Origin of the sequence: Corallococcus sp. 4LFB (genome assembly GCF_046520365.1) — a bacterium.
Classification (GTDB): Bacteria; Myxococcota; Myxococcia; order Myxococcales; family Myxococcaceae; genus Corallococcus; species Corallococcus caeni.
The window spans coordinates 1-1412 of sequence record NZ_JBKGHJ010000981.1; the positions used below are offsets into that span (position 1 = coordinate 1).

Annotated in this window: 2 protein-coding genes; both read left to right on the top strand. The window is 60.9% G+C overall.

The features are described from left to right. Positions 1–180 (top strand): hypothetical protein (locus ACLEQD_RS43340; protein ID WP_410391784.1); only part of this gene is annotated, 180 nt, incomplete at its 5' end. After that, the coding region (locus tag ACLEQD_RS43345; RefSeq protein ID WP_410391785.1) for a hypothetical protein at positions 177–1412 on the top strand (1236 nt) is incomplete at its 3' end. The genes ACLEQD_RS43340 and ACLEQD_RS43345, both read left to right, overlap by 4 nt.

Genomic DNA, 1412 nt, shown 5'->3' on the forward strand with positions numbered 1-1412 from the left:
AAATACTACGGTGGAACGTTGAAGATTGTTCGGGACGGACTGCGACAGCAGGCGAAGGTTCAGAGAGTGCGCCTTGTGTACGAGGGAGGAAAACTTCTGCCCAGCGACCCCGCCATATTGAACGATGCGGTAACCAGGACGCAGAGGCGGATCGAGGGGGTGGAGGTGTTGTTTCAATGAGGCTGGATGAACTGAGCAAGGTAGATAGTTTTCGCTTCACCTTCGATGGGGCCTTCGAGCCGAAGGATGGATTGGAGCGCGAAGTGGCTCCCTTCCTTGATGGCCTTGAGAGGCATTCCGTCAGTTGGATGCCGACGACTGTCAAAGGCAATCGGAAACGCAAATACTCCCGAGACGCTGTGCTGCGCGCGCTAGAGGAGCGACGCGATGAGTATGGCTCAATCATTGGGCTGTCTCGCGCGGAGAGTCCTGCTGTTTCGATGGCACTCGACCTCGGGCTCACTCAGCGGGCGTCCGACCTGAGCGTCAGTCTCACTATACAGCCGCTCAAGTTTTTTGCTGCGGCGGAGGCCTGTCGCGATTTTGTGGCTATGGTGCGTGCCTGGGCCTCTCGATACCCTACGCATCATTCGGTAGCTCATGGTTTGGCAGATTTGCAGTTGGCGGACTCTCCCGCATTCGGCCGTGACGATGCGGCATGGAAACGGGACGGGTTCGACAGGATCTATGAGCTGTTCTGGCTGAACGTCTTTGGTCCCAAGCTGGTCGAATCAGTGGGAAGAGAGCGGATGCTCTCGACGCCAGCGCACCTCGTGGAGGAGCTACCCAACGGCTCCGTCCTCGTGGTGCTATGGCCGACTGCTGCCGAGTTCGCTAGTGAGGAGGCGCGTGTGGTGCAGGCCCGAGCCCACGTCCACCTGCGGCCGGACCTCGACTTCAACACCGTGCTGCGCAAGTTGCGGGAGCGCAGCGCAGCGCTTGTGCCCGTTGAGCCGCGCTTCCACCCTGACGTGGCGCCGTTCCTCTCTCTGCTGCTGGACGAGTTCGCCATCAGCGAGCGGCAACGGAAGATTGCCGAGTTCAACGCCTTCCAGCCTCCTGTGCCGGATGAGTGGCTGCCGGTCGCCCTTCCATCGGACGTGGCGAATCCGGAGCGCGTCCTCGAATCCTACGGAGACCTGTCCGAAGGTCTCGTGGCTGGGCTGCACACGAAGGTGCCCTCCCTCATGGACGAGACGGCCGAGTCCATCACGGATCTCGACTTCTTCTTCTGGAGGGAAGACTTCCCCGAGAAGTACGAGCGGAAACTCATCGATGGACACACTGCACCGGCGCTAGGAGCCTATCTGGGAGACGTGCTGGTCCGGCGGTTGGGCGGGACATGGGTGCTGCGGCAGAAGATGGAAGAGTCCCAGGTGCGGGTGGGCAAGCGCGTCTGGCTGCCCTTCCTC